Raw genomic sequence first — 22,518 nt, 5'->3', positions numbered from 1 at the left:
TCGTGGTCTTCGGTGGGGACCGCCCGATCCCGGACACCCGGGCCATCTTCCTCGGCGCCACCGTCCTGGCGGTGCCGCTGCTGGTCGCCGCGGCGCTGCTGCGCCCGTCCGGGCACCACCGGCGGGTGGCCGGTTCGGCGGCGGGCGGGATGGGGGACCTGCTGCGCCAACCCGGTCTGGTCCGTGCCCTCACGGTGAGCTGCGTCGTCCTGGCGGCCGTCGACATCACCCTGGTCTATCTGCCCGCGCTGGGGGCGGAACGCGGCATCGCCGCCGGTTCGATCGGCGTCCTGCTCGGCGTACGGGCGGTCGCCTCGATGGCGTCCCGGCTGCTGCTGGGCCGGCTGGTCGCGGCGGTCGGCCGGCGGGCGCTGCTCATCGGCACCGTCGCCCTCTCCGCCGGCGGGCTCGGGCTGCTGCTGCCGCCGCTGCCGTTCTGGGCGATGGCCGTGGTCGTCACCGTCGCCGGTCTCGGGCTGGGCGCCGGTCAGCCGCTGACCATGTCGTTCCTGGCCGAGGTGGCCCCGCCCGGGCTGCGCGGCCGGGCGATGTCGCTGCGGCTCACCGGCAACCGGCTCGGGCAGGTGCTGATTCCCAGCGCCGCCGGCGTGCTCGCCGCCGGCGCCGGAGCGGCCGGCGTACTCGCCTGCACGGCGGCCGGCCTGACGGGCGCGGCCGTCGCCGCGACCGGCCTGCACCGGTCACCGTCCGCGGATGTGAACCCCGACTGAGAGAGAAGGAACAACCATGGAGACGCCCACGACCGCCGATCTCTACGACCGGTACGGCGAGGACCTCGGCTCGTGTGACACCCAGCTGCGCCAGTTCGGCGGCGTCGCGGCTTTCGCCGGACCGGCCGTGACGGTGCGCTGCTTCGAGGACAACGCCCTGGTGAAGTCGATCGTCTCCGAGTCGGGGGAGGGCCGGGTCCTGGTGGTGGACGGGGGCGCCTCGCTGCACACCGCCCTGATGGGCGACCTCATCGCCGGTGCGGCGGCGGAGAACGGATGGGCGGGCGTGGTGATCAACGGCGCCGTCCGGGACGTCGCCGCCCTGCGGGCCCTCCCGATCGGCATCAAGGCGCTGGGCACGAACCCGCGCAAGAGCGCCAAGACCGGCGCGGGCGAGCGGGATGTGCCGGTGTTCTTCGGCAACTGCGTCTTCGCGCCGGGCTCCCACGTGTACAGCGACGACGACGGTGTCGTCGTGCTGCCCGTCACCGGGCAGGCGTAGGCCGCCGCCGGGTGCCCCGACGCCCGGTCAGCCCTCGCTGGCCGGGTGGGGGGCGACCTGGCCCTGGCGCAGCCGGGTCGCGCACAGCTCCGCCAGTTTCGCGTACGCGGGCGCGCCGATCAGCGCGGTCAACTCCGGGCCGTACGAGATGTACATCGGCTCGGCGCCGACGTGTGCGTCGACGGAGGAGGTGCACCACCAGTCCAGGTCGTGCCCGCCCGCGCCCCAGCCCCGCCGGTCGAACTCGCTGAGCGTGGAGATCAGCACCTTGGTGTTGTCCGGCCGCTTGTGCCAGTCCTGGTCCCGGCGGATCGGTAGCTGCCAGCAGACGTCCGGCTTGTATTCCAGCGGGTGCACCCCGTCGCGCAGCGCCTGAGCGTGCAGCGCGCAGCCGCCCCCGCCCGGAAATTCGGCGTCGTTGAGGAAGACGCACGGCGCGTCGACGTCTCGGGTGGCCGTACGCCGGGCCGGGTTCTTCCCGTCGATGGTGTCGTTCTCGGTCCAGTTCTTGAAGCCCTTGCGGAAGTGCTGCCAGGTCTGCGGGGTGAGCCGCTTGACCGCGGCGCGGACCCGCTTCTCGTCGTCCGAGTCGGTGAAGAACGCCCCGTGCGAGCAGCAGCCGTCCGAGGCCCGGCCGGCGATGATGCCGTGGCAGCCCTTGCCGAAGACGCAGGTCCAGCGGGAGAGCAGCCAGGTCAGGTCGGCCCGGATCAGGTGCTTCTCGTCCGCCGGGTCGACGAACTCGATCCACTCCCGGGGGAAGTCCAGCCCCACCTCCCGGCTGCGCGGGTCGTCGGGGTCGTCCACGAGTACATGCAGCTCGATCTGGCCTGTCACCCGGCCCAGCGTACGCGCGGTGACCCGGGCCGGCCGGCGAGCCGGCGAAACGTGTTGGCCCTAGGCTCGCCAGCATGCGACTGGGTGTCCTCGACGTCGGTTCCAACACGGTGCACCTGCTGGTGGTCGATGCCCACCACGGTGCCCACCCGTGGCCGGCGCACTCGGAGAAGGTGGTGCTCCGGCTGGCCGAGCAGATCGGCCCGGACGGCGCGCTCACCGAGGCGGGCGCGGACGGCCTGGTCAAGGCCGTCAGCATGGCCCGCACGGCGGCGGACGGGCTGACGACCGACGACCTGCTGGCGTTCGCCACCAGCGCGGTCCGCGACGCCACCAACGCCGGCGAGGTGCTGGCCCGGGTCCGCGACGAGTCCGGCGTACGCCTGGAGGTGCTCTCCGGCGCGGACGAGGCGCGGATGACCTTCCTCGCGGTACGGCGGTGGTTCGGGTGGTCCGCCGGCCGGCTGCTGGTCATGGACATCGGCGGCGGCTCGTTGGAGCTGGCCGCCGGCATCGACGAGGACCCGGACGTGGCGGTCTCGCTCCCGCTGGGCGCCGGGCGGCTGAGCCGCGAGCGACTGCGGGTCGACCGGTCCGGCACCGTGCCACCGTCCGCGGAGACCGTCGACGAGCTGCGGGAGTACGTCGACGCGCAGCTCGAGCCGGTGGTGAAGCAGCTCACCGAGGTGGGCTGGGAGCGCCCGGTGGCCACCTCGAAGACCTTCCGGATGCTGGCCCGGCTGGCCGGCGCGGCGCCCTCCGGCGCGGGTCTGTGGGCCCGGCGCAGCCTGACCCGGACCGGGCTGCGGCAGGTGCTCGGCTTCATCCGGCACATCCCGCCCGGCCAGCTGCACGAGCTGGAGGGGGTGAGCACTCAGCGGGCCCACCAGCTGCTCGCCGGTGCGGTGGTCGCGGACGCGGTGATGCGCCAACTCGACGTGGACTGCCTGGACATCTGCCCGTGGGCACTGCGGGAAGGGGTCATTCTCCGCCGTCTTGATCAGCTCGCACCGGTGTGATCCCGGTCGGCCGGTCTGGGCGCTTTGCGGATGCTCGTCCCGATGCTCCGCGGCGCAGCCGGTTACCCTGAGGGTTGTGGCTTCCCGTGTCCCGGTGCTCCTGTCCAGTTCCTCGGTCTTTCCTGAGCGGACCGCGGCGGCGTTCCAGCTGGCCTCGGCGCTCGGGTACGACGGCGTCGAGGTGATGGTCTGGACCGACGTGGTGAGCCAGGACCCGGGGGCGCTGCGCGGCCTGGCCGACCACTACGACGTCCCGGTCCTCTCGGTGCACGCGCCCTGCCTGCTGGTCACCCAGCGGGTGTGGAGCCCCGACCCGTGGGAGCGGCTGCGCAAGGCCGCCGAGCTGGCCGAGACGCTGGAGGCCCCCACGGTGGTGGTGCACCCGCCGTTCACCTGGCAGCGGGACTACGCCCGCAACTTCGCCGACGGCCTGGACCAGATCGCCGGCCAGTTCGGCGGGCTGCGCTTCGCGGTGGAGAACATGTACCCGGTGCGGATGGCCGGCCGGCAGTTCGTCCCGTACGTCCCGGGCTGGGATCCGACCGACACCGGCTACGCCTCATACACCCTGGACCTGTCGCACTGCGCGGCCTCGCACACCGACGCACTGGCGATGGCGGACCGGATGGGCTCGGGCCTGGTGCATGTGCACCTGGGTGACGGCACCGGCGAGGGACGCGACGAGCATCTGGTGCCCGGGCGCGGGGGGCAGCCCTGCGCGGAGCTGCTCCGCTCGCTGGCCGGCCGGGGCTTCACCGGCTCGGTTGCGGTGGAGGTGACCACCCGGGGCGCGAAGAGCCGGGCGGTCCGCGAGGCAGACCTGCGCGAGGCGCTGGAGTTCGCGCGCGCCAACCTGACCGCTCCCTCCCCGGTCGACGCCTGACCGGGGCAGGAGCGCCAGGTCAGCTGACCGGGGCGAGGGGTTCCGGCTGGGCGGGGACCGCCGCCACCTGCTCGCCGACGGCGGCCCGCTTGCGGGCACGGTGCGCGGCCACGTGGGATCGGGTCGCGCAGCGCTCCGAGCAGAACCGCCGGCAGCAGTTCGACGACGTGTCCAGGTAGACGTTCCCGCAGCGCTCGTCGGCGCAGACGCCGAACCGGGCGCTGCCGTACTCGCAGAGCCAGACCGACAGGCCCCAGACCGCCCCGGCCAGGTATTCCGACGAGACCGAGGCGCCCCGGCTGGTCACGTGCATGTGCCAGTCACTGGAGTCGTGGCCGGAGATGCGCGGCTGCACCGGGAACGCCTCCAGCAGCGCGTTCAGCTCCGTCACCGCGTCGGCGTCCCGGCCCGAGGTGCCGTATTCGAAGACGTCGCGCAGGCGCTTCCGCGCCCGCCGGAAGATTGCCAGGTCCCGCTCCGCGACTTCGTCGCGCATCCACGCGTTGTCGTCGGGGATGAGGGCCCGCAGGTCGTCGAGGTCGTCCAGGCGGGCGTTGACGAGATCAACACCGGTCCGGGCGTACGCGTCGAAGTTCACGACACCAACCGTAGACGACTCACGGCGAATGCGGCGCGTCGATGTAGTGGGGCAGGAACCGCGCGTAGCCGTCCGTGATGAGACTCTTGCTCTCGCGAACGCCGGCGCCGGCGGACTCGCCGTCGACGATCCAGCTCCCCAGCACCATCCGATTCCCGGCGAACTCGGGCAGCGCCCGGAACTCCTGGAAGCAGAAGCCCTCGTCACCGTAGATCCCCGGGGTGGTGATCTCGGTGTCACCGGTGACGACGCGGACCGAGGCGCCCTCCCGGCCGAGCAGCGGTTTGGCCACGTACCCGGTCATCCCGCGCGGCGAGTCCAGGTACGCGGGCAGCAGGTACTCGTGGTCCGGGTACAGCTCCCAGAGCACCGCGAGCAGCGCCTTGTTCGACAGCAGCAGCTTCCAGGCCGGCTCGATCCAGGTGGTCGGGGTGCCCGGCGCCAGCGCCGGCGACCCGTACGGCTCGGCCAGCATCCACTCCCAGGGATAGAGCTTGAAGCAGGTGGTGACCGGCCGGTCGTCGGCGTCGACGAAGCGCCGCCCGTCCCAGCCGATCCGCTGGATCGGCAGGAGCGTGACGTCCAGCCCGGCCTGGCGGGCGGTCTCGGCCAGGTAGCCGGCGGTGATCTGGTCCTCGCCCGACTCCTCCTCCGCCGACCAGGCGACGTGCACCCGCGGCTCGTGCAGGCCGGCGCCGATCTTCGCCCACGCCCCGACGAGCTGCTCGTGCAGGCTGTTCCACTGGTCGGCCGCGGGCCGGGTGTGCTCCAGCCAGTACCACTGGACGATGCTCGCCTCGACCAACGCGGTCGGGGTGTCGGCGTTGTACTCCAGGAGCTTGGGCGGCCAGGTGCCGTCGTACCAGAGGTCGAAGCGGCCGTAGAGGGTCGGCGGGGCCTCCCGCAGCGACCGGGCGACCGCCTCGGCGGCCCAGGGCGGGATGCCGAACTCGGCGTACCGGTGGCGGGCCACCACGTGCTGGGCGGCGGCCACCGACATCCGGTGCAGCTCCTCGGTCGCCTCCTCCAGCCGGAGCACCTCGTCCAGTTCGAAGGCGTACGCCGCGGTCTCGTCCCAGTACGACATGACCTCGCCGTCGGGCAGCTCGGTGTCGACGTACACCAGGCCCTGTGACCGGACGGTGGCGTCCCAGTCGGGGCGGGGGGTGCTCGCCTCGCGCCGCACCTCAGCCGCCGCAGGAGGCGAGGTGGGTGCCGAAGCCGCCGCGCGCGGGCAGCGCCGGCGCGGGGGCGTCCCGGGCGGCCGCGGGTGCGGAGACCCGCAGCGCCTGCGTGACGGTGCCCCCGCCACCGCCGGCGGGGCCGAGGGCGCAGTCGTCATCGTCGTCGGTCAGGTTGCAGCCGGAGAGGGCGAGCGCCAGCGCGGTCAGCGCGCCGAGCTGCACGGTGGCCGACCGGAGCCGGCGTCGGGGGCGTCGATCCACATGATCGGTTGTAGCCGATCCGCGCCAGATTCTGCTGTCCGGAACGCAGCGTCACATTGGCCGCCGCCCCCCGGCGCGGCCCCGCCCACGGGCGTTACGCTCGGCTCATGCTCCGTTCCGTCATCCTCGCCGCCTCCCGGTCATCCCAGGTCGAGCGGCTCGTCGCGACGGCCCCGTTCACCCGGGACGTCGTCCGCCGGTTCGTCGCCGGCGCCGGCACCGACGACGCGCTGCGCGCGACCCGCGCACTCGTCGCCGACGGCCTCGCGGTCACCCTCGACAACCTCGGTGAGGACACTGTCACCCCGGAGCAGGCGAACGCCACCCGGGACGAATACCTGAAGCTGCTGCGGCTGCTCGCCGCCGCCGAGCTCACCCCGGCCGCCGAGGTCAGCGTGAAGCTCTCCGCGCTCGGCCAGATGTTCGACGAGCAGCTCGCGTACGACAACGCACGGGCGATCTGCGCGGCGGCCGACGCGGCGAACACCACGGTCACCCTGGACATGGAGGACCACACCACCACCGACTCGACGCTGGACATCCTCGCCAAGCTGCGCAAGGACTACCCGTCGACCGGTGCGGTGCTCCAGGCGTACCTGCGGCGTACCGAGTCGGACTGCCGGGAGCTGTCCGGCGCCGGGTCCCGGGTACGGCTCTGCAAGGGCGCGTACAAGGAGCCCGAGTCGGTGGCGTACCAGTCCGCCGTCGAGGTGGACAAGTCGTACGTACGCTGCATGAACGTGCTGATGTCCGGGGACGGCTACCCGATGCTGGCCACCCACGACCCGCGGCTGATCGCCATCGGCGAGGACCGGGCCCGCTGGTTCGACCGCGGCCCGGAGCGCTTCGAGTTCCAGATGCTGTACGGCATCCGCCCCGAGGAGCAGAAGCGGCTGGTCGGCGAGGGCTACACCGTGCGCACCTACGTCCCCTACGGCGACCAGTGGTACGGCTACCTGATGCGTCGCCTGGCCGAGCGCCCGGCCAACCTGATGTTCTTCGGCCGCGCGCTGATCTCCAAGAAGTGACTCGTTGAGGCGCCTTGACGGAGAAAGCTAACAACATTAGCTTTATGGCTATGACGGTTAGCCAGGTGGCGCGGGACGGCGGGACGATCGCGTACGAGGTGCACGGGGAGGGGCCGCTCGTGGTCCTCTCCCACGGCATGGGGGAGAACCGGGCGGCCTTCCGGCACCTGGTGCCCCGGTTGGTGGCGTCCGGCTACCGGGTGGCCTCGGTCGACGTGCGGGGGCACGGGGATTCCAGCGCCCACTGGCCCACCTACGCCCCGGCGGAGGTGGGCGGCGACCTGCTCGCCGTGGTGCGGGCGCTCGGCGGCGGCCCGGCCACCCTGGTCGGCAGCTCGTCCAGCGCCGCGGCCGTGGTCTTCGCCGCCGCCGACGCGCCCGACCTGGTCAACGGCATCGTGCAGGTCAGTCCGTTCGTCGCCCAGCCCAGGCCGAACCCGGTAATGCGGCTGGCGCAGGCGATCGTGCTGCGCAGCCCCCGACTGTTCGGGATGTTCCACCGCACGCTCTTCCCCTGCGGGCGCCCGGCGGACGACGCCGCGTACCGGACGGAGATGGTCGCCAAGCTGCGCGGCCGGATGGCCGCGGTGCGCGGCGTGATCGAGCCGGTCGAGCCGCACTGGACCGCGCGGGCCCGGGACGTGCGACAGCCCGTCCTCGTGCTGATGGGCACGAAGGACCCGGACTTCCCGGACCCGGGCGCGGAGGCGCGGGCCGCCCGCCGGCTCTTCGCCACCGCCGAGGCCCGCATGCTCGCCGACTCCGGCCACTACCCGCACGCGGACCAGCCCGAGGCGACCGCCGGCGATCTGGTCGAGTTCCTGGCGGTGACGTCCCGTGCCTAGGGCGGGCCTCACTCCGCAGGCCGTGGTCCGCGAGGCCGCCGTGCTCGCCGACGAGGTCGGCTACGACCGGCTCACCCTGGCCGCGCTCGCCGGCCGGCTCGGGGTCGCGCTGCCCAGCCTCTACAAGCACGTCAGGGGTGTGGAGGACCTGCACCAGAAACTGGCCGTGCTGGCCACCGCCGAGGTCGCCAACGAGCTGACCACGGCCGCCGTGGGCCGCGCCGGCGGCGACGCGCTGCGCTCGGTCGCCGTGGCGTTCCGGGGCTACGCCCGCCGGCACCCCGGCCGCTATCCGGCCATCCAGCGGGCGCCCGACCCCGCCGACCCCGAGCATGTCGCCGCCGCCGAGCGGGCCGTCGGCGCGATCTACGCGATCCTGCTCGGGTACGACCTCGGCGGCGACGCGGCCGTCGACGCCACCAGGATGTTCCGGGCCGCGGTCCACGGCTTCATCTCCCTCGAGGCGGCCGGCGGGTTCGGGCTGCCCCGCGACATCGACCGCTCCTTCGACCAGATGGTGGCGGCGCTGGACATCGCCTTCCGCAACTGGCGGTCGTGATGAAGCCCGTACTGCTGGCGCTCGCCTTCCTGCTGGAATTGGCGCTGCTCGTCGCCGTCGGCTGGTGGGGGTTCACCCTCCAGGCCGGTCTGCCGGTGCGCCTGCTCGCCGGGCTCGGCGCGCCGTTGCTGATCGCCGTCGGGTGGGGCCTGTTCTGCTCGCCGAGGGCCAGCGTGCCGCTGCCCGCGCCCGCCAAGCTCACCGCGCAGGCCGCCTGCTTCGTCACCGGTGGGCTGTTGCTCGCGCTGGCCGGGAAGCCCGTTCCCGGGGCCCTGCTGGTGGCCCTCTGGGCGCTGGACAAGGCCCTGCTCACGCATTCCGGCGACCCGGTCTGAGCCCGCGCACACCGCGCTGTGCGTCTGCTCTTCGCGCCTCGCGTTACGCGCTCCGCGTCCGGGGTGGTTGGCCTCGCGTCTGGCGGTCCGGGTGCTGCTCGCCCGCCGCCGGTGGAGCGGGGAGGAAGCGGTCGAGCGGGAAAACTTCATGCGGGGCGGACGGATCGGGGCGGGACCTCGCCGGCGCGCTGGGGCTCTGGCCGGATCGCCCGGTTGGTCGTACCCTTCGCCGGTGACCGACGGTGACGAGCAGCCCCCGGGCCCGGCGGGGAGCGGCGGCGAACAGCCCGCCACCGCGACCGTGGGCGGCATCGACCCGGCCACCCACCCGACGTCGAGCATCGCTGAACAGCCCGGTGGGCCGGCAGCGGAGGCCGGCGCACAGTCGGTGACGCTGCCGGCGCGCCCACGAGCCCTCCGGTGCTGGCCGCTCTGGACCGCAGCCGCGCTGGTACTCGCCCTGGTGGCGTGCGGTGTGTCCGGCGTACTCCTGCCCGGCCTGGTCCGGGACGCGGCGGGCCGCCCGGCCGAGGGGCCGGCCGACGACCCGGTCGCGCGCCGCCTCGGCCAGCGGATGACCGCCCAGCTCGACCGCCAGGCAGCCGCGCTGCTCGGTGGCGACCGGGCCGGCTTCCTCGCCGTCGCCGAGCCGGCCGCCCGCCCCGCCCTCACCCGCCGCTACGCCGCGCTGCGGGCGCTGCGGGTCACCGTGTGGCGACCGGAGGCGGGCGGCGTGCCGACGAAGGTCGACGGGCAGCCGGGCGAGTGGCGGCTGGCGGTGACCGTGGGCTACTGCTTCGTCGTCCCGGGCTGCACGCCGAGCACGGCGGAGATCGGCACCCGGTGGCGGCTGGTGGGGGAGGAGCCCCGCCTGATCGCCGTCGAGGAGTCCCGGGCGAAGCCCGCCGGTGCCCGGCCCTGGGAGGTGAGCGACCTGGTCGTGACGGTGGGGAAGCGGGTCGTCGTGGCCACCACACCCGCGCTGCGGGCCAAGCTGCCCGGCCTGCTCGCCCAGGCCGACGCCGCCGCCAAGGTCGCCGACCGCTACGCCGTCGCCGGCGCCCCGCCGGACCGCTACCTGGTCTTCTACGCCGGCCGCGCCGAGTGGCAACGGTGGTACGGCGGCGGCCGCCCGAAGTGGACCGCCGGGTACGCAGTCGGCGTCGGCGGCGGCCACCACGACGTCGTGCTGAACGCGCAGAGCCTCTCGCCGACCGGCGTCGACGACCTGCTCCGGCACGAGCTGACCCACGCCGCGTCGCTGCCCGACCGGGGCTACTCCGACCGGTCCAGCTGGTGGCTGGTGGAGGGGCTGGCCGAGTACGCGGGGGCGGACGGCCAGCCGGTGGCGCGCTACGAGGGCCGGGCCGAGGTGCGCAAGCTCGTCCACGGCGGCTGGAACGGCCGGCTCGACTCGCTGGCACCCGGCGACGACGCGACCGACGACCGGGTCGGCGGCAGCTACGGCGTCGGCTACCTGGCCGTACGCCACCTGGTCGACCGGTACGGCGAGCAGCGGGTGCTCGACTTCTTCCGCGCGGTGGTGCACGAGCACAGGTCCATGGACACCGCCGCCGATCAGGTGTTCGACGAGCAGTGGTCCAGCCTGCACGACGACTGCGTGAGCTACCTCCGAGCCGTGGCGGGGTGACCCCGGGCACGGCCGTTCCGAGGCGGGTGCGGCGTGCTCGTACGATCGGCGGGTGCGCCGCCCCCACCCGCCGCGGCTGCCCGCGGCCACCCGCCCCCGCCTGCTCACCGCCCTCCTCGCCGTCGTCGCCCTGACCGGCACCACCGCCGCCTCGTGCGGCGACGACACGTCCCCGATCAGCGTGGCCCAGGTGGGTCGGTCGGCGGTCGCCGAGGTGATCGACGCCCCGGCCACGGTGACCGCCCGGGCCGCCGCCACCCTCACCGCGCCCGCCGACGGCACCCTGGCCAGCCTGCGCGTCCAACCCGGGCAGCGGGTCGCCCGCGGCCAGGTGCTCGCGGTGATCGACTCGCCGTCCGCGCAGGACCGGCTCCGGCAGGCCCGCGAGGCGTTGCGCGCGGCGAAGCGGGCCGGGCGGGGCGTCGGCGTCGGTGACCTGGGCGGGCACCGGCGCGGCACCGACAAGGCCGCCGCCGAGGCGTTCGACGCCGCGCGTCAGGCCGCCGCGAAGGTCGGCGACCCGCAGCTGCGGTCCGCGCTGCTGCTCCAGGTCGAGTCCGCGCAGAAACAGTACGAGTCGGCCGCCCGCGCCGCCGACCGCGCGGTCGCCGCGGTGCAGCGCGGGGTGGCCGGGCTGAACAGCGCCGTCGGCGCGATGTCGGCCGCGCAGCGCCTCCAGGCCCAGCAGGCGTACGACCTGGCGAAGGCGACCGTCGACGCGCTGACCCTGCGCGCCCCGATCGGCGGGGTGGTGCAGCCCGGGGGCACGCGTACCGCCGGGTCGACGGATCTGGCGGGGTTGCTGGGCTCGGCCGGCGGCGGTGTGCCGGGGATCGACCCGTCCGTCCTCGGGGCCGGTGGCCAGGGCGGGCCGCCGCCGGGGGTGGACGACGCGGTGCCGCCGGGCGGCCGGGTCACCGCCGGCACCCCCGTGCTCACCATCGTGGACACCGGTCAGCTCGGCCTGCTCGCCGAGGTCGACGAGACCGACGTGCTGCTGGTCCAGGCCGGCGTCACCGCCTCGGTGGAGCTGGACGCGGTGACCGGTGCGACGTACGACGCCGCGGTCCGCTCGGTGGACGTCCTTCCCACCAGCTCCGCCCGTGGCGGCGTCACCTACCGGGTCCGCCTCAGTCTCGGCACCGGGCGGATCGGCGAGGGCGAGGCCGCCCCGACCCCGCGCCCGGGCATGAACGCCGTGGTCCACCTCCGGGTGCGCGAGGCTTCCGACGCGGTGGCCGTACCCGCCTCGGCGGTCTTCTCCGACGACGGGCGGGACGCGGTCTGGGTGCTCCGGGACGGGAGGGCCGGCCGGGTGCCGGTCACCGTCGGGGTGCAGGGGCAGGACCTGGTGGAGATCGTCAGCGGGGTGCGGGCCGGCGACCGGATCGTGGTGCGCGGCACCGACCAGGTCCACGACGGCCAGGAACTGAAGTGAGCGCCGCGGTCCCGACGCGGGGCCGGCCGGGGAGCGCCCTGCCCGCCGGAGTGCCGGCGATCGAGGCGGTCGACGTGTCCCGGACGTACGAGTTGGACGGGGTGTCGGTGCCGGCCCTGCGTGGGGTGTCGCTCACCATCGCTCCCGGTGAGTACGTGGCGGTGATCGGGCCGTCCGGCTCGGGCAAGTCCACGCTGATGCACCTGCTCGGCGGCCTGGACCGGCCGACCGGCGGCCGGCTGGTGATCGGTGGCCGGGATGTGGCCACCCTCTCCGCGCCGGAGCTGGCGACGCTGCGCAACGAGACCATCGGCTTCGTCTTCCAGGCCTTCCACCTGCTGCCCCGGACGTCTGCGGTGGACAACGTGGCGCTGCCCCTGGTCTACCGGGGGGTCGGGGCGCGCCAGCGGCGGGAACGGGCGGCGGCGATGCTCGGCCGGGTCGGGCTCGGGCACCGGCTGGACCACCGGCCCAACCAGCTCTCCGGCGGCGAGCAGCAGCGGGTCGCCATCGCCCGCGCCCTGGTCACCGATCCGGCGGTGCTGCTCGCCGACGAGCCCACCGGCAACCTGGACAGCGCCACCGGCGAGGCGGTGCTGACGTTGCTGGAACGGTTGAACGTCGAGTCCGGGGTGGCCCTGGTGATGGTGACCCACGACCAGGAGGTGGCCGCCCGGGCCCGCCGTCGGATCGCCGTACGCGATGGCCTGATCCGGTCCGACACGGCTCATGATCGACCGCTGTCCGGCGTTTCCGAGCGACCTGAGACACTGGACGACGCTCCCAGCGCGGAGCCCCGGTCCGTTTCCGGAAGCGGCCCGGGGCGCCCGTCCGGTGGCTCCGGTGGCGCCACCGGAGCCACCGGACGTTCTCCGCACACCGGGGGTGGGTCGTGAGGCTCGTCGAGGCCTGGCGGGTGGCGCTGGACGCGCTGCGGGCCAACCGGATGCGCAGCGCGCTGACCATGCTCGGGGTGATCATCGGGGTCGCCTCGGTGGTGGTGCTGGTGGCCATCGGCACCGGCACCAAACAGAAGGTCGAGCAGCAGGTGGAGGGGCTCGGCTCGAATCTGCTCCTGGTGGTCCCCGGCAAGATCGACGTGGGCAACGCCCCGGTGGTCTCGCCGCTGGATCTCAGGGACGCGGACGCGGTCTCCCGGGTGGTGGGCGACCCGGGGCGGGTGGCCGTCACCATCGCCTCCGGCGCGACCGCCCGGGCCGGCACCCGCTCCGACTTCACCACCGTGCAGGGCGTGCTGGAAACCACCCCGGCGGTCTTCACCCGATCGCTCGCCCGGGGCCGCTACCTCACCGGCACCGACGTGGACACCAGCCGGCGGGTCGCGGTGCTCGGGGCGTCCGTGGCGCGGGCGCTCTTCCCGGACCGGGATCCGCTCGGCCAGCAGATCGCCCTGGCCGGGGTCCGGTTCCGGGTGATCGGCGTGTTCGCCCCGCTCGGCCAGAGCCTCGGCGTGGACCGGGACGACGAGGTGCACGTCCCGGTGACCGCCGCGCAGCGGCTCTGGGGCACCCAGCGGATCGACGGCATCGCGGTCAAGGCCCCCGACCGGGAGCGGATCGACCAACTCGGCGAGCGGATCGTCGCGGAACTGTCCCGCCGGCATCCGGACACCGAGTTCAGCGCCGTGACCCAGCAGCAGATCCTCGGCGTGCTCGGTGACATCCTCGGCGTGCTGACCGGCGTACTGGCCGCCATCGCCGGTATCTCGCTGCTGGTCGGCGGGGTCGGGGTCTCCAACATCATGCTCGTCTCGGTACGCGAGCGGACCCGCGAGATCGGCCTGCGCAAGGCGGTCGGTGCCCGGCCTCGGGACATCGGGGTGCAGTTTCTGCTGGAGGCGGTGCTGCTCACGTCGATCGGTGGGCTGACCGGGATGGCGCTCGGCGTAGGCACCGCGCTGCTGGTCGACGCGGTCTCGCCGATTCCGGCCGCGATCACCTGGTGGTCGCTGGCGCTCTCCTTCGGCGTCTCGGCCGCGGTCGGCATCGTCTTCGGGGTGGTCCCGGCGCAGCGGGCCGGCCGGCTCGATCCGGTGGTGGCGCTGCGGGCCGAGTGACGCTCCGAGCACCGCAGGACCCCTGGGCGCGCTCCCGGGAACGGGATGCGCCGGACTTCCGGGCGGAAAACGGCAGGTCAGAGGCGGGAAAACGGCGGGCATTCCATGATCAATCGCAGGAAGGGATCGCGCCGGTCACAGCCGCCCCGCTACCGTACTGGTAACACGCGCGTTGCTCGTCGTGGCCGGGCCAACCTGCCCGGCGGCACGCGCCGGGCATGGGAATGGGTCGGTGAGCCATGGCCGGGTCGCAGTCCGACGCTCGACTGTCGGATGTCAGGTTCCTGACCGTCGCCGAGGTGGCGGCGGTCATGCGGGTATCCAAGATGACGGTCTATCGTCTCGTGCACAGCGGTGAGCTGACCGCTGTGCGGGTCGGCCGGTCGTTCCGGGTGCCCGAGCACGCCGTGCACGAATATCTCCGGGGTGCGTTCCAGGAGACCGCCTGACGCGCGTCCGGCCAGGCCGTCGAGTGCGACGTAACGGGCATCGACGGGGGCGCGTTGGTCCTGCTGATGCACTCCGGCTACCCTGGATCCCGATCGTGACCGCACCCCGGTGCGCCCTGCCCACCACGCTGGTCCGGTCCATTGTCCGCAAGCGGTCACCGACGCCACCCGCGGTGGTGTCACCCGGTCCGCCCCGCACGTTGCATCGAAAGGCTGTCGTATGGGCTCGGTGGTCAAGAAGCGCCGCAAGCGCATGGCTAAGAAGAAGCACCGCAAGCTGCTGCGCAAGACCCGCGTCCAGCGTCGCCGTCTCGGCAAGTGACCGGGGCCGGGCCCCGGCCCGGCACTCGACAGCGCTTGCCAACTGTCGACCCTCGGAGGCTCAGGTGATCAGGCCGTGGATGTCCCGGCTCGATCCCGCCTGCCGCGCAAGGCGCACGACATGACCCCCGGTGGCACCTCCGGTGCTCCGGGGGTCGTCGTCGTGACCGGGGTCGGCCGCTACCTCGGTGCCCACGTCGCCGCCCGCCTCGCCGCCGACCCCCGCATCGACCGCGTCATCGGGGTCGACCCGGGCGCGCCGGTCCCCGAGTTCGCCGACCTGCTCGACGGGGTCGAGCGGGTCCGCCTCGACCTCGACTCGATCGGCGGCCTGCTCGTCGACCTCGACGTCGACGCGGTGGTGCACCTGGCGCTGGTCACCGCCCCCGATCCCCAGCACGGCGGCCGGGCGGCGATGAAGGAACAGAACATCATCGGCACCATGCAGCTGCTCGCCGCCTGTCAGCGGGTGCCCCGGCTGCGCAAGCTCGTGGTCCGCTCGTCGACCGCCGCGTACGGGGTCTCGTTCCGCGACCCCGCCGTCTTCACCGAGGAGACCGAGCCGCGCGAGGTGCCGCGCGGCGGTTTCGGCCGGGACATCCTCGACATCGAGGGGTACGTTCGCGGGTTCCGCCGCCGGCGCCCGGACGTCACCGCGACCGTGCTGCGCTTCGCTCCGTTCATCGGCTCCACCGCGGACACCACGCTCACCCGCTACTTCTCTCAGCCGGTCGTGCCCACCGTCTTCGGCCGGGACCCACGGCTCCAGTTCGTCCACATCGACGACGCCCTGGAGGTGCTGCACCGGTCGGTCGCCGAGGAGCACCCGGGGACCTACAACGTCGCCGGGCCGGGGGTGCTCTCCCTGTCGCAGGCGATCCGCCGGGCCGGCCGGGTGGCCGTACCGGTGCTGGAGCCGGGGCTCTCCGGGGCCGCCGCGATCGCCCGCAGCCTCGGCTTCGGGCGGTACGGATTGGACCAGGTCGACCTCTTCGTGCACGGTCGGGTGGTGGACACCAGCAGACTGGAGCAGGAGTACGACTTCACGCCCCGCTCGACCGCCGCGGCCTTCGACGACTTCATCCACGCCCACCACGGTGGCGTCGTGGTGACCCGGGACCACCTCGCCGTGGCCGAGCAGTTGGTGCTGGAGGGCATCCGGCAGGTGCGGTCCGCCGTACGGGAGCGGCCGTGAGCGGCGCCGAGGAGCGGGGCGAGGCCCGTTACGACGTACCGCTGATCGTGCCCGGACCGGAGGCGGAGCCGGCGCGGCGCAACGGACACCGGCGCACGACGACGGCCGCCGCGGACCCGCTGCCGGTCGACGAGCCGGACACGTCCGTGGACGAGCCGGCGGCGGGCGAGCCCGGCGGCGGCACCGTGCCGGCCCCGGCCGGGGCTGCAGTGGCGGACCGGCCCGGGGATCCCTGGGACCGCAAGGTCGCCAAGGGGCTCGCGTTCCTGCGTCGGCGGCTCTCCGGCGACTACGAGGTGGACGAGTTCGGCTTCGACCCGGAGCTGACCGACGCCGTCTTCCACCCGCTGGTCCGGCTGCTCTACCGGGACTGGTTCCGCACCGAGGTCAGCGGCGTGGAGCACGTGCCGGAGTTCGGGCCCGGGCTGGTGGTCGGCAACCACTCCGGCACGGTGGCGCTGGATGCCCTGGTTCTCTCCGCCGTGCTGCACGACCAGCACCCGGCGCACCGCTACCTGCGGCTGCTCGGCGCCGACCTGGTCTTCCGGATGCCGGTGGTCTCCGAGCTCGCCCGCAAGACCGGCGGGACGGTGGCCTGCAACCCGGACGCGGAGCGGTTGCTCGGCAACGGTGAGCTGGTCGGTGTCTTCCCGGAGGGGTTCAAGGGCGTCGGCAAGCTCTACGCCGACCGCTACAAGCTCCAACGGTTCGGTCGGGGCGGTTTCGTCTCGGCGGCACTGCGTACCGGCACGCCGATCGTGCCGGTGGCGATCGTCGGCGGCGAGGAGATCTATCCGATCCTCGCCGACATCAAGCCGCTCGCCCGGCTGCTCAAGCTGCCATACTTCCCGATCACGCCGACCTTCCCCTGGCTCGGGCCGTTGGGCATGCTGCCGCTGCCCAGCAAGTGGCTGATCGAGTTCTGCCCGCCCATCCCCACGGCGCACCTGCGCGACTCGGCGGACGACCCGCTGGTCGTGTTCAACCTCGCCGACCAGGTGCGGGAGACCATCCAGCAGACCCTGCACCAGCTGCTCGAGCGTCGCCCCGACCCGTTCGGCCCCTGAGTCGCGGCGGGGTCGCACGCCGGTGTCAGCCGGCGCGGTGGCGGCGGCGGTGCAGCGCCAGGCCGGCGGTGACCGCGCCGGCGAGCAGCCCGACGGCGGCCGTCGACGGCACGGCGATCTTCACCGCCCGGCGGCCGGTGCGGAAGTCGCGGACGTCCCAACCGCGCTCGCGGGCCTGCCGCAGCAGCGCCGGGTCGGGGTTGACCGCCACCGGGTGGCCCACGGTGGAGAGCATCGGCAGGTCGTTGGCGGAGTCGCTGTAGGCGGCGCAGCGGCTCAGGTCCAGCCCCTCGACTGCGGCGAGGTGGGTCACCGCCCCGGCCTTGGCCCGTCCGTGCATCAGGTCGCCGACCAGCCGGCCGGTGTACGCCCCGTCAACCACCTCGGCGACGGTGCCGATCGCCCCGGTCAGCCCGAGCCGGGCCGCGATCACCCGCCCGATCTCCACCAGAGCGGCGCTGACCAGCCACACCCGCTGGCCCGCGTCCAGGTGCCGCTGCGCCAGGTTGCGGGTGCCGGCCCAGATCCGCGGGGCCATCAGCTCGTCGAAGATCTCCTCGGTGAGCCGTTCCACGTCCTCCACCCGCCAGCCGTGGATGAAGGCGAGCGCGGCCTCCTTGGCCTGCGACATGTCCCCGGCATGCTCGGTGGCGAGCAGCCGGAACTTCGCCTGCTGCCAGGCGAACCGGACCAGGTCGCCGGTGGTGAAGTAGTTCCGGGCGGCCAGCCCGCGGGCGAACCAGTAGATCGACGCGCCCTGCATCATCGTGTTGTCCACATCGAAGAGCGCGGCGGCGGTGGGGTCGGGTGCCGGGGCCACCGACGACGCTTCCGAGGTCTCCGACCAACCGGTGGTGTGGCCGTCGATATCGGTGCTGACCGTCACCTTCCGGGTCCGGGTCAAGGCGACCTCCTCCCCTCGACGACCGCCTACCTTCGCCACCGCGAGCCTATCCGGCGGTGGGTGGTGGACGGATGACCGTGGAGAGAAGTGTGGCGTGGTCGGCTGTCCCGCCGACCGGGCCGGATCGGCGGTCAGCGGTCGGTGCAGGTGCCCGGGGTCGGGCCGAGCGCGTCGCTGGCCACCGGTGCCGGCAGCCCGCAGGCGATCGCGGCGCGGAGCCCGTCGGCGCGCGTGCCGACGGCATCGAGCAGGCTCAGTGACCGGTGTGTACGGTCCCGCTCGGCGTGGTCCGACCGGTCGAGCAGCCTGCCGACCGCCTGCCGCTGGCCGGTGAGGAACGCGTCGATCGTGTCCAGCCCGGCCGGGTCGGAGCGCTGCGCGGCCACGGTGGTCAGCAGGCGCACGCCCTGCCGGACGTCGGCGTCCATGTCGTCCAGGACGGCGCTGAATCCCATCCGGTCGGCGCGGACCGTGGCCGCCTCGTCGAGCCGGGTCCGGGCGAAGTCGAGGAAGAGCTGGCCCCGGCTGATGTCCGAACTGGTCAGTGCCAGCTGGGCGCGCTCGGTGGACCGCTTCATCCCGTAGAGGGCGTCGCCGGGCAGGGCGTTCTCGCTGGCGGCGGAGATGCCGGAGAGGGCGATCGCCCCGGCGGCCACCCCGACCAGGATCGCGCCCCGGGCCCGGACCCGCCGGCCGGTGACCGCCGGCAGCAGCGATCCGCGTGCGCCGGCGCCCGCCGCGGTGATCTTCGGCTTGGCCGGCGCGCCGATGCCCTCCCGCTCCGCGGTGGCGACCAGCATCGCGCGCAGCCCGGTGCGGAACTCCGCGTCGACCTCGACGGCCGGCCGGTCGGCGGCGAGCCGCTGACCGACCGCGACGAGCGCGGCGAGTTCGTCGTCGGCCGGGGACCGGGCGTGGTGCCGCCGGCCGCCGTTGGCCTCTTCGAGGAGCTGTGCGAAGCGCTCGGAACGCCGACGGGAGAAGAGGTTGCTCTCCACCGCAAGCACCCCCTCTCGCTGGTCACGGCCTCCTCGGCCGTCATCGTCACCAGCGACCGGTGGCAGCGTGACGCCGATGGTCGACCGCAACGGCCGACCATCGCCCGCCGGACGATTGTCCGGCGGATGCCGGGACTACCAATGGTCGCACCCGGAAAAACGGCCCGCGCCGGTCGCCGGTTACGGGGCCGGCGGCGGTGAAATCACGATGAGTGATGACCGTCACTGCTGCCGCCCCGCACATGTGTTCCATGCCGAGCCGGTGCGGGAGGTGGGAATCAGGCTTGGAAGCCGTCGGGCAGCAACCGGGCCAGGGCGCGGACCGCCCGGTATTGCAGGGCCTTGATCGCTCCCTCGTTCTTGCCCATCGCGCGGGCCGTCTCGGCTACCGAGAAGCCCTGGAGGAAGCGGAGCACGATGCACTCCTGCTGCTCCGGGTTGAGCTGCTTGACCGCGGTGAGCAGCGCGACGTTGGTGATGTGCTCGACCACCGCCGCCTCCGGGCTGCCCTCCGGCCCGCGGTCCTCCCGGTCGGCGTCGAGCACGTCCCCGGTGGTGACCTCCAGCCGGTACCGGCCGGACTTGAAGTGGTCGGCGACCAGGTTGCGGGCGATGGTGACCAGCCAGGCACCCAGGTCCCGCCCCTGCCAGGTGAAGCTGCCGATCCGCTTGAGCGCGCGGAGGAAGGTGTCGGAGGTGAGGTCCTCGGCGAGCTGGCGGTTGCCGACCCGGAAGTAGACGAAGCGGAAGACCGTGTCGACGTACCGGTCGTAGATCAGGCCGAACGCCTCGGCCTCGCCGGCCTGCGCCCGCTCGACCAGCGCCCAGACCTCGGTGGCCGGGTCGGACGGGTCGGGGCGGCTCGGGTAGCCGGTGGCCGGGGTCGCGGCGGCGGGCACCACCGGCAGGACGGCGGTGTCGGCGGCCGGCACCGCCGGCAACACGGCGGTCTCGGTGGCCGACGGGTCGGCGGCGGCCAGACTCTCGCCGGCGCGCCGACCCTGTGCCGGCATGGCCGGCCGGGACGGGGCGCCGAGCCGGCTGGCGGCAGGCTTCGCGTTGCCGCCGGGCGCCACGGGACGCGGCGGCGCCTCGTTGTGGTGCGAGCGGTTGCGGACCCGCCGAGCCCCCTCGCCCCGCACCGCGAGGCTCCACATGCCCTCGGTGGAGGTGCGGGGCTCCAGCCGTTCGTTGACCGGCGTCCGCTGGGTCGGGCCGGTCACTCCGGCCGGTCGTTCCGCGTATCCGAAGGTGGTCACCGCGCCTCCCCGATCCACGCGGGGCACGGCCGCACCGGCCGCCGCGGCGTCGCGGCGGGACCGGGTACGCCTCGATCGGGCAGCGCCGCTCCGGGAGGTGCCGACCGGCGGCAGATCCCCTTGAGGTGCTGGTCCAATGCGCTCACAGGCACGGGGGCCTCCTCGGGCTGAGGGGTGTCGACTCACGGCAAATGGGGTGAGCCGACCCGAGTGATGATAGGGGCCAACGTCACCCTCGCGTGGCAAGTCCGTTACACAGGGCGGAAGTATTTCCCGTTCGGTCGCACCGATGGCGGACCCGTTGTCCGTCGTGTGCGGTTGACTTTCACGTCGGATCCTGGTCCGTTGTGAAACTCCTGGTCGGAGCGATTCCGTACCGCCCTCGGCGTGTCGCGGTGGCGGTCCGGAGGGTCGGTTCCGAGTGCCCCGGCCCGGGTGACCACGCTCGGGCGTGGCCGGGCGGTCGCGGCTGTGCCAGACTCAGCCACCGTGCAGGACGCAGCCGACAGCTCCGCGCCGAACCTCGCCGACCGGCTCCGCCGGGCGGCCGTCGCCCACGGTGACCGCCCCGCGCTGCACTGGCGCGACCAGGTCCTGACCTGGTCCGAACTGGACGCCGCGGTCACCGCCACGGCCCGCGCGCTGGCCGGCGCGGCGTCGTCGGCCGGGGACGCCCACCCGCCCCGGGTCGCGATCGCCTTCGGCAACACCCCGGACTTCGTGGTCACGTACCTCGCCGTGCTGCGCGCCGGGCTGGTGGCGGTGCCGGTCAACCCGGGCTTCACCGCCCGGGAACTGCGGCACGTGCTGGCCGACTCCGGGGCCGCCGTCCTGGTCGGCGCCGAGGAGGTGTGCCACCGGGTCGCGACCGACGAGCTGCCCGCCCTGGCCGCCGTGCACACCACCCCGCCGGTCGCCGACGGCGACATCCCGACCGGCTTCGCCATCAGGGGCGGGGACGACCTCGCCGTCCTGCTCTACACCTCGGGCACCGAGGGCCGGCCCAAGGGCGCCATGCTGTCGCACCGCGCCCTGGCCGCCAACCACGAGCAGATCGGCCGGATCAGCCCGCCGGTCGTCGGCCCCGACGACACCGTGCTGCTCGCCCTGCCGCTCTTCCACGCGTACGGGTTGAACTCCGGGCTGGGGGCCGTGGTGCACCACGGCGCGACCGGAGTGCTCGTCGACGAGCCGGGCCCGACCGGGGCGCTCGCCGAACTCGCCCGGCACCGGGTCAGCGTGCTGGTCGGCGTACCGTCGATGTTCCTGATCTGGGCCGACGCGGACGGCGACGTCCCGGCGGCGCTGGCCTCGGTACGGCTGGCGGTATGCGGCGCGGCGCCGCTGCCGCCCGTGGTCGCGACGCGTTTCACCGCGGCCACCGGGCTCGCGGTGCACGTCGGGTACGGGCTCACCGAGACCGCCCCGGTGCTCACCTCCACCCTGGTCGGCGGGGAGCCGAAACCCGGCTCGATCGGCCGCCCGCTGCCCGGGGTCGAGCTGCGCCTGGTCGGGGCGGACGGCGCCGACCTGTGGCGGGACGGCGGGCCCGTGGTCGAGGAGGACGCCGACGAGCTGGACCTCTCCGACGACCCGCCGGGCACCGACCCGGGGCAGATCGTGGTACGGGGCGACAACCTCTTCGCCGGCTACTGGCCGGCCGGGCGGGGCGGGCCGGACGCGGACGGCTGGTGGGCCACCGGCGACGTGGCGTACGCCGACGACGACGGTGATCTCTTCCTGGTCGACCGGCTCGGCGAGCTGATCCTGGTCAACGGCTTCAACGTCTACCCGCACGAGGTGGAGCTGGTGCTCCAGGCGCACCCCGGGGTGGCCGAGTCGGCCGTCCTGGGGGTGCCGCACCCGCGGACCGGCGAGACTGTGCGGGCGTACGTGGTGCGGGCGGCCGACTCGCCGGTGACGGCGGAGGAGCTGCTCGGGCACTGCGCGCGTAACCTGGCCCGGTTCAAGTGCCCCACCGCCGTCGAGTTCGTCGACAGCCTGCCGCACTCGGCGATCGGCAAGGTACGCAAGACCGAGCTCCGCCCGGGGGCACCGCCGGTGCCGGCACCGGAGGCGCCGAACGAGATCCGCACGGAGGTACCCGATGTCCACTGATCCCCGGCTCACCCTGATCACCCGGCCCGGCTGCCACCTGTGCGAGGACGCGAAGGCGGCGCTCGACCGGGTGGTGGCGGTCACCGGCGACCGCTGGATCGAGAAGGACGTCACCGAAGACATCGAGCTGGAGCGCGATTACGGCGACCGGCTGCCGGTGGTGCTGCTGGACGGCAAGGAGCACGGCTACTGGCGGGTCGAGGAGGACCGGCTGCTGCGGGACCTGACCACCCCGCAGCTCTGACCCGCCCCTTATGGT

At 73.9% G+C, this 22,518-nt stretch carries 25 protein-coding genes; 18 read left to right on the top strand and 7 right to left on the bottom strand.

The genetic code is table 11. The features are described 5' to 3' along the window. The first annotated feature begins 2 nt into the window (after positions 1-2). Together ACNAVT_RS27105 and rraA are read left to right on the top strand one after the other, a co-directional pair. Positions 3-731, top strand: coding sequence for an MFS transporter (locus ACNAVT_RS27105; protein ID WP_416300248.1), 729 nt, complete (start codon positions 3-5; stop codon positions 729-731). 16 nt (positions 732-747) lie between these two features. Continuing rightward, the gene (gene rraA / locus ACNAVT_RS27100) at positions 748-1,233 is read left to right on the top strand and encodes a ribonuclease E activity regulator RraA (RefSeq protein ID WP_416300246.1); all 486 of its coding nucleotides are present in this window, start codon (positions 748-750) and stop codon (positions 1,231-1,233) included. A gap of 27 nt (positions 1,234-1,260) precedes the next feature. On the opposite strand, the gene ACNAVT_RS27095 is transcribed toward rraA, so the two are convergent. Further along, positions 1,261-2,070, bottom strand: coding sequence for a hypothetical protein (locus ACNAVT_RS27095; protein WP_416300245.1), 810 nt, complete (start codon positions 2,068-2,070; stop codon positions 1,261-1,263). Between the two features lie 74 nt (positions 2,071-2,144). Here ACNAVT_RS27095 and ACNAVT_RS27090 point away from each other — a divergent pair, with 74 nt between their 5' ends. Continuing rightward, positions 2,145-3,089: a Ppx/GppA phosphatase family protein gene (locus ACNAVT_RS27090; RefSeq protein WP_416300243.1), complete on the top strand. Its 945-nt coding sequence runs from the start codon at positions 2,145-2,147 to the stop codon at positions 3,087-3,089. A gap of 76 nt (positions 3,090-3,165) precedes the next feature. Further along, positions 3,166-3,972 carry a sugar phosphate isomerase/epimerase family protein gene (locus ACNAVT_RS27085; RefSeq protein ID WP_416300242.1) on the top strand — a complete coding sequence of 269 codons (807 nt, stop codon included), beginning with the start codon at positions 3,166-3,168 and terminating at the stop codon, positions 3,970-3,972. 19 nt (positions 3,973-3,991) lie between these two features. Here ACNAVT_RS27085 and ACNAVT_RS27080 read toward each other — a convergent pair whose 3' ends face one another. Genes ACNAVT_RS27080 through ACNAVT_RS27070 form a run of 3 tightly spaced genes read right to left on the bottom strand, consistent with a single transcriptional unit; the run spans position 3,992 to position 6,015 of the window. Beyond that, the gene (locus ACNAVT_RS27080) at positions 3,992-4,570 is read right to left on the bottom strand and encodes a CGNR zinc finger domain-containing protein (RefSeq protein WP_416300241.1); all 579 of its coding nucleotides are present in this window, start codon (positions 4,568-4,570) and stop codon (positions 3,992-3,994) included. Between the two features lie 19 nt (positions 4,571-4,589). Beyond that, positions 4,590-5,756, bottom strand: coding sequence for a glutathionylspermidine synthase family protein (locus tag ACNAVT_RS27075; RefSeq protein ID WP_416300239.1), 1,167 nt, complete (start codon positions 5,754-5,756; stop codon positions 4,590-4,592). Between the two features lies 1 nt (position 5,757). Then, a complete protein-coding gene (locus ACNAVT_RS27070) occupies positions 5,758-6,015 on the bottom strand; it encodes a hypothetical protein (protein ID WP_416300237.1) in 258 nt (85 codons plus the stop codon). 107 nt (positions 6,016-6,122) lie between these two features. Here ACNAVT_RS27070 and ACNAVT_RS27065 point away from each other — a divergent pair, with 107 nt between their 5' ends. From ACNAVT_RS27065 to ACNAVT_RS27010, 12 genes are all read left to right on the top strand, one after another. After that, on the top strand, positions 6,123-7,043 hold the full coding sequence (locus ACNAVT_RS27065; protein WP_416300235.1) for a proline dehydrogenase family protein: 921 nt from the start codon (positions 6,123-6,125) through the stop codon (positions 7,041-7,043). A gap of 50 nt (positions 7,044-7,093) precedes the next feature. Next, entirely contained in the window at positions 7,094-7,888 is a 795-nt protein-coding gene (locus ACNAVT_RS27060) for an alpha/beta fold hydrolase (RefSeq protein WP_416300233.1), read from the top strand. Continuing rightward, positions 7,881-8,447, top strand: a complete 567-nt coding sequence (locus ACNAVT_RS27055; protein WP_416300232.1) for a TetR/AcrR family transcriptional regulator — start codon at positions 7,881-7,883, stop codon at positions 8,445-8,447. The genes ACNAVT_RS27060 and ACNAVT_RS27055 overlap by 8 nt, the downstream gene beginning before the upstream one ends. Continuing rightward, entirely contained in the window at positions 8,447-8,782 is a 336-nt protein-coding gene (locus ACNAVT_RS27050; RefSeq protein WP_416300270.1) for a YrdB family protein, read from the top strand. Before ACNAVT_RS27055 ends, ACNAVT_RS27050 begins: the two co-directional genes overlap by 1 nt. 232 nt (positions 8,783-9,014) lie before the next feature. Then, the gene (locus ACNAVT_RS27045; RefSeq protein ID WP_416300230.1) at positions 9,015-10,433 is read left to right on the top strand and encodes a hypothetical protein; all 1,419 of its coding nucleotides are present in this window, start codon (positions 9,015-9,017) and stop codon (positions 10,431-10,433) included. 52 nt (positions 10,434-10,485) lie between these two features. Next, positions 10,486-11,871 carry an efflux RND transporter periplasmic adaptor subunit gene (locus tag ACNAVT_RS27040; protein WP_416300228.1) on the top strand — a complete coding sequence of 462 codons (1,386 nt, stop codon included), beginning with the start codon at positions 10,486-10,488 and terminating at the stop codon, positions 11,869-11,871. A 50-nt stretch (positions 11,872-11,921) separates the two neighbouring features. Continuing rightward, positions 11,922-12,767 (top strand): ABC transporter ATP-binding protein, encoded by an 846-nt coding sequence (locus ACNAVT_RS27035; protein ID WP_416300268.1) that lies wholly within the window; start codon positions 11,922-11,924, stop codon positions 12,765-12,767. Next, positions 12,764-13,948, top strand: a complete 1,185-nt coding sequence (locus ACNAVT_RS27030) for an ABC transporter permease (protein WP_416300224.1) — start codon at positions 12,764-12,766, stop codon at positions 13,946-13,948. The genes ACNAVT_RS27035 and ACNAVT_RS27030 overlap by 4 nt, the downstream gene beginning before the upstream one ends. Positions 13,949-14,187: 239 nt before the next feature. Then, positions 14,188-14,397 carry a helix-turn-helix domain-containing protein gene (locus ACNAVT_RS27025; RefSeq protein ID WP_416300223.1) on the top strand — a complete coding sequence of 70 codons (210 nt, stop codon included), beginning with the start codon at positions 14,188-14,190 and terminating at the stop codon, positions 14,395-14,397. Positions 14,398-14,617: 220 nt separating this feature from the next. Continuing rightward, on the top strand, positions 14,618-14,719 hold the full coding sequence (locus ACNAVT_RS27020) for a 30S ribosomal protein bS22 (protein ID WP_007465623.1): 102 nt from the start codon (positions 14,618-14,620) through the stop codon (positions 14,717-14,719). 120 nt (positions 14,720-14,839) lie between these two features. Further along, positions 14,840-15,913: an NAD-dependent epimerase/dehydratase family protein gene (locus ACNAVT_RS27015; RefSeq protein ID WP_416300222.1), complete on the top strand. Its 1,074-nt coding sequence runs from the start codon at positions 14,840-14,842 to the stop codon at positions 15,911-15,913. A gap of 185 nt (positions 15,914-16,098) precedes the next feature. After that, on the top strand, positions 16,099-16,980 hold the full coding sequence (locus tag ACNAVT_RS27010; protein ID WP_416300267.1) for a lysophospholipid acyltransferase family protein: 882 nt from the start codon (positions 16,099-16,101) through the stop codon (positions 16,978-16,980). Positions 16,981-17,005: 25 nt separating this feature from the next. Here ACNAVT_RS27010 and ACNAVT_RS27005 read toward each other — a convergent pair whose 3' ends face one another. The 3 genes from ACNAVT_RS27005 to ACNAVT_RS26995 all read right to left on the bottom strand — a co-directional run bounded on the left by ACNAVT_RS27005 (position 17,006) and on the right by ACNAVT_RS26995 (position 20,141). Beyond that, complete coding sequence (locus ACNAVT_RS27005; RefSeq protein WP_416300220.1) at positions 17,006-17,923, bottom strand: HAD family hydrolase; 918 nt, start codon at positions 17,921-17,923, stop codon at positions 17,006-17,008. A 92-nt stretch (positions 17,924-18,015) separates the two neighbouring features. After that, positions 18,016-18,882, bottom strand: coding sequence for a DUF5667 domain-containing protein (locus ACNAVT_RS27000; protein WP_416300218.1), 867 nt, complete (start codon positions 18,880-18,882; stop codon positions 18,016-18,018). 278 nt (positions 18,883-19,160) lie between these two features. Then, positions 19,161-20,141 (bottom strand): ECF subfamily RNA polymerase sigma factor, BldN family, encoded by a 981-nt coding sequence (locus tag ACNAVT_RS26995; RefSeq protein WP_416300216.1) that lies wholly within the window; start codon positions 20,139-20,141, stop codon positions 19,161-19,163. Between the two features lie 489 nt (positions 20,142-20,630). On the opposite strand from ACNAVT_RS26995, the gene ACNAVT_RS26990 reads away from it, so the two are divergent. Beyond that, positions 20,631-22,259 carry an AMP-binding protein gene (locus ACNAVT_RS26990; RefSeq protein ID WP_416300215.1) on the top strand — a complete coding sequence of 543 codons (1,629 nt, stop codon included), beginning with the start codon at positions 20,631-20,633 and terminating at the stop codon, positions 22,257-22,259. Next, positions 22,249-22,503, top strand: a complete 255-nt coding sequence (locus ACNAVT_RS26985; protein ID WP_416300213.1) for a glutaredoxin family protein — start codon at positions 22,249-22,251, stop codon at positions 22,501-22,503. Before ACNAVT_RS26990 ends, ACNAVT_RS26985 begins: the two co-directional genes overlap by 11 nt. Positions 22,504-22,518 lie beyond the last annotated feature (15 nt).

The sequence above is a fragment of the Micromonospora sp. SL4-19 genome (genome assembly GCF_047921475.1).
Taxonomy (GTDB): domain Bacteria; phylum Actinomycetota; class Actinomycetes; order Mycobacteriales; family Micromonosporaceae; genus Micromonospora.
This window is presented reverse-complemented; position numbering and strand designations above follow the sequence as displayed.

Coding starts and splice junctions, on each gene's coding strand:
- rraA (WP_416300246.1), top strand. CDS start 748: ATGGAGACGCCCACGACCGCCGATCTCTACGACCGGTACGGCGAGGAC.
- ACNAVT_RS27090 (WP_416300243.1), top strand. CDS start 2,145: ATGCGACTGGGTGTCCTCGACGTCGGTTCCAACACGGTGCACCTGCTG.
- ACNAVT_RS27065 (WP_416300235.1), top strand. CDS start 6,123: ATGCTCCGTTCCGTCATCCTCGCCGCCTCCCGGTCATCCCAGGTCGAG.
- ACNAVT_RS27060 (WP_416300233.1), top strand. CDS start 7,094: ATGACGGTTAGCCAGGTGGCGCGGGACGGCGGGACGATCGCGTACGAG.
- ACNAVT_RS27050 (WP_416300270.1), top strand. CDS start 8,447: ATGAAGCCCGTACTGCTGGCGCTCGCCTTCCTGCTGGAATTGGCGCTG.
- ACNAVT_RS27025 (WP_416300223.1), top strand. CDS start 14,188: ATGGCCGGGTCGCAGTCCGACGCTCGACTGTCGGATGTCAGGTTCCTG.
- ACNAVT_RS27020 (WP_007465623.1), top strand. CDS start 14,618: ATGGGCTCGGTGGTCAAGAAGCGCCGCAAGCGCATGGCTAAGAAGAAG.
- ACNAVT_RS27015 (WP_416300222.1), top strand. CDS start 14,840: ATGACCCCCGGTGGCACCTCCGGTGCTCCGGGGGTCGTCGTCGTGACC.
- ACNAVT_RS26985 (WP_416300213.1), top strand. CDS start 22,249: ATGTCCACTGATCCCCGGCTCACCCTGATCACCCGGCCCGGCTGCCAC.